This window comes from Burkholderia sp. Tr-20390 (assembly GCF_017104595.1).
Classification (GTDB): Bacteria; Pseudomonadota; Gammaproteobacteria; order Burkholderiales; family Burkholderiaceae; genus Burkholderia.
Genome location: NZ_JAAGPC010000341.1, coordinates 1 through 3,890 on the forward strand (window position 1 = coordinate 1; position 3,890 = coordinate 3,890).

Annotated in this window: 5 protein-coding genes; all 5 read left to right on the forward strand. The window is 66.8% G+C overall.

The genetic code is table 11. The annotated features are described in order from the left end of the window. The coding region (gene thiE, locus G3N98_RS38550) for a thiamine phosphate synthase (protein ID WP_206151056.1) at positions 1-740 on the forward strand (740 nt) is incomplete at its 5' end. Between the two features lie 84 nt (positions 741-824). Continuing rightward, positions 825-1,646 (forward strand): ABC transporter ATP-binding protein, encoded by an 822-nt coding sequence (locus G3N98_RS38555; protein WP_006477138.1) that lies wholly within the window; start codon positions 825-827, stop codon positions 1,644-1,646. Further along, entirely contained in the window at positions 1,643-2,410 is a 768-nt protein-coding gene (mlaE, locus tag G3N98_RS38560) for a lipid asymmetry maintenance ABC transporter permease subunit MlaE (protein ID WP_006486220.1), read from the forward strand. The genes G3N98_RS38555 and mlaE overlap by 4 nt, the downstream gene beginning before the upstream one ends. A 24-nt stretch (positions 2,411-2,434) precedes the next feature. Continuing rightward, complete coding sequence (gene mlaD / locus G3N98_RS38565; protein ID WP_089439068.1) at positions 2,435-2,998, forward strand: outer membrane lipid asymmetry maintenance protein MlaD; 564 nt, start codon at positions 2,435-2,437, stop codon at positions 2,996-2,998. Between the two features lie 30 nt (positions 2,999-3,028). Next, a partial coding sequence (locus tag G3N98_RS38570) for an MlaA family lipoprotein (RefSeq protein ID WP_241026282.1) occupies positions 3,029-3,890 on the forward strand: 862 nt, incomplete at its 3' end.

The window sequence follows — 3,890 nt, forward strand, 5'->3', positions numbered from 1 at the left end:
TGCTGGCCTGGCGCGACGGCGATGAAACCCGCGCCGCCGATGCGTGGCCGGTCGACGCCGCGCGGTTCCCGCGGGTCGCCGGGCTGCCGGCCGCGCCCGAACCCGCGTTCGCGCCGTGTCCCGCGCAACTCGGCCTGTATCCGGTCGTGCCGGACGCCGAATGGGTCGAGCGTGTGCTCGATTGCGGCGTGCGGACCGTGCAACTGCGTGTGAAAGGCGCGACGCCGGACACCTTGCGGCGGGAAATCGCCCGCGCGGTCGCGGCCGGGCGCCGCTATTCCGATGCGCGCGTGTTCATCAACGATCACTGGCAGATCGCTGCAGAAGAGGGGGCGTACGGCGTTCATCTGGGCCAGGAAGACCTCGAGACGGCCGATCTGGCCGCGATCGCGTGCGCGGGCCTGCGGCTCGGACTTTCGAGCCACGGTTATTACGAAATGTTGCGGGCATTGCACCAGCGCCCGAGCTACCTCGCGCTTGGCCCCGTGTACGCGACCGCGACCAAGGCCGTTGCTGCGCCGCCACAGGGCCTCGCGCGGATCACCCGCTATGCGCGCTTCGCTGGCACCCAGGCGCCGCTCGTCGCGATCGGCGGGGTGGGGCTCGACGCGCTGCCGGGCGTGCTGGCAACGGGCGTCGGCAGTGTCGCGGTGGTCAGTGCGGTGACGGGCGCGACCGACTATCGGGCTGCCATTGCTGCATTGCAGCAATGCTTTCCCGGACAATTTGACAATCGTTGACCGCAGGGCCCGGAACGGCTTCACGACATCATTCCAATGCAGGCCCTATAATTCGGCGTTCTGCGTAAAAGGACTGTCAGCTCCGTGAGCCCCACTCCTACCGAGACACTGCTGGAACTTCGCGACGTCGACTTTGGCTACGGCGACCGCCTCGTCCTGTCCAACCTGAACCTGCGCTTCGGGCGTGGGCAGGTGGTTGCGGTCATGGGCGGGTCGGGTTGCGGCAAGACGACCGTGCTGCGCCTGATCGGCGGCCTCGTGCGCGCGCGCCGCGGCCAGGTGCTGTTCGACGGCGCCGATGTCGGCGCGCAAACGCGCGACGGCCTGTACGCGCTGCGCCGCAAGATGGGCATGCTGTTCCAGTTCGGCGCGCTGTTCACCGACATGTCGGTGTTCGAGAACGTCGCGTTCGCGCTGCGCGAGCACACCGACCTGCCCGAAGACCTGATCCGCGACCTCGTGCTGATGAAGCTCAACGCGGTCGGGCTGCGCGGCGCGCGTGACCTGATGCCGTCCGAGGTGTCGGGCGGGATGGCGCGCCGCATCGCACTGGCACGCGCGATCGCGCTCGATCCGCAGCTCATCATGTACGACGAGCCGTTCGCGGGCCTCGATCCGATCTCGCTCGGCATCACCGCGAACCTGATCCGCACGCTGAACCAGGCGCTGGGCGCCACGTCGATCCTCGTCACGCACGACGTGCCGGAATCGTTCGCGATTGCCGACTACGTGTATTTCCTGGCCAATGGCGGCGTGCTCGCGCAGGGCACGCCCGACGAGCTGCGCGCGTCGACCGATCCGAGCGTGCGGCAGTTCATCGACGGCGCGCCGGACGGCCCGTTCAAATTTCATTACACGAGCCCGCCGCTCGCAGCGGATTTCGGCCTCGGCGGAGGGCGCGCATGATCAGCGCGATCGGACGTTACGTCATCGGCGGCCTCGAACGCGCGGGCTACGGCACGCGGCTGTTCGTGCGCCTCGTGCTGGAATTCTTCCCGCTGCTGCGCCGGCCGCGGCTGGTCACGAAGCAGATCCACTTCCTCGGCAACTATTCGTTCGTGATCATTGCCGTGTCGGGGCTGTTCGTCGGCTTCGTGCTCGGCCTGCAGGGCTATTACACGCTGAACCGCTACGGTTCCGAGCAGGCGCTCGGCCTGCTGGTCGCGCTGTCGCTCGTGCGTGAGCTCGGGCCGGTCGTCACCGCGCTGCTGTTCGCGGGGCGTGCGGGCACGTCGCTCACGGCCGAGATCGGTCTGATGAAAGCCGGCGAACAGCTCACCGCGCTCGAGATGATGGCGGTGGACCCGATCAAGAACGTGATCGCGCCGCGCATGTGGGCGGGCATCATCGCGATGCCGCTGCTGGCGGCGATCTTCAACGCGGTCGGCGTGCTCGGCGGTTACTTCGTCGGCGTCGTGCTGATCGGCGTCGATCCGGGTGCGTTCTGGTCGCAGATGCAGGGCGGCGTGCAGGTCTGGGCCGACGTCGGCAACGGCGTGATCAAGAGCATCGTGTTCGGGTTCGCCGTTACCTTCATTGCGCTGTATCAAGGGTATGAAGCGAAGCCCACGCCCGAGGGCGTGTCGCGCGCGACCACCAAGACGGTCGTGTTCGCGTCGCTCGCCGTACTCGGCCTCGATTTCCTGCTGACCGCGCTGATGTTCAGCTAAGCCTCAGCCAAGCCAAATTTTGGGATGACGATGAAAAAGACTGCTCTCGACTTCTGGGTCGGCCTGTTCGTGGTGGTGGGCTTCCTTGCGGTGCTGTTCCTGGCGCTCAAGGTCGGCAACATGAGCTCGCTGTCGTTTCAGCCGACCTATTCGGTGAGGATGAAATTCGACAATATCGGCGGGCTGAAGCCGCGCGCGGCCGTGAAGAGCGCGGGCGTCGTGGTCGGCCGCGTGAAGTCGATCGGCTTCGACACCAATACGTACCAGGCGCTTGTCACGATCGATGTCGACGGCCAGTATCAGTTCCCGAAGGATTCGTCGGCGAAGATCCTGACGTCGGGCCTGCTCGGCGAGCAATATATCGGCCTGGATCCGGGCGGTGACACCGAAATGCTGAAGTCGGGCGATACGATCACGATGACGCAATCGGCGATCGTGCTCGAGAACCTGATCGGCCAGTTCCTGTACAGCAAGGCCGCCGATGCGGGCGGGGCGAAGCCGGCAGCCGGTGCATCGGCCGCCGCGCCAGCCGCGCCCGCACCGGTGGCGGTGCCGGCGTCGGCGGTGTCCGGTTCGGCCGGCCAATAACCACACGAGAGAAAACAAGAGGGAATGACCATGCACACGATCCGCATCAGGCAGGCCGCGCTGGCGGTAGCGGCAGTCGCCGCGTTGAGCGGCTGCGCGACCGTGCAGACGCCGACCAAGGGCGATCCGCTCGAAGGCTTCAACCGGTCGATGTACAAGTTCAACGACACGGTCGACACGTATGCGCTGAAGCCGGTCGCGAAGGGCTACCAGTACGTGGTGCCGCAGCCGGTGCGCGACAGCGTGACGAACTTCTTCTCGAACATCGGCGACGTCTACATCGCGGCGAACAACATCGTGCAGCTGCGCATTGCCGACGGCGTCGGCGACATCATGCGCGTCGTGATCAACACGGTGTTCGGCGTCGGCGGCCTGTTCGACGTCGCGACGATCGCGAAGCTGCCGAAGCACACGGCCGACTTCGGGATCACGATGGGCCGCTACGGCATGCCGTCGGGCCCGTATCTCGTGCTGCCGCTGCTCGGCCCGAGCACGCTGCGCGACACGGCGGGCCTGGGCGTCGACTACGTCGGCAACCCGCTCACGTACGTGAAGCCGGATGGTCTGAGCTGGGGCCTGTTCGGCGTCAACCTCGTCAACACGCGTTCGAACCTGCTCGGCGCGGGCGATGTGCTGGATGCCGCGGCGCTCGACAAGTATTCGTTCGTCCGTAACGCGTACCTGCAACGCCGCCAGATGCTGATCAGCAACGCGCGCGGCGAGGCGGCCGCGACGTCGAGCAACGACGCACTGCCGAAGTACGACCTGCCGGCCGAACTGCACAAGCTGTGGCGCAGCGGCGCGCCGGGCAACTACCACATGGACTACGCGTACTCGTGCATGGGCTACGAGGTCGCGGGCGGCCTCGGCGCGAAACTCGCGCGGCCCGAAC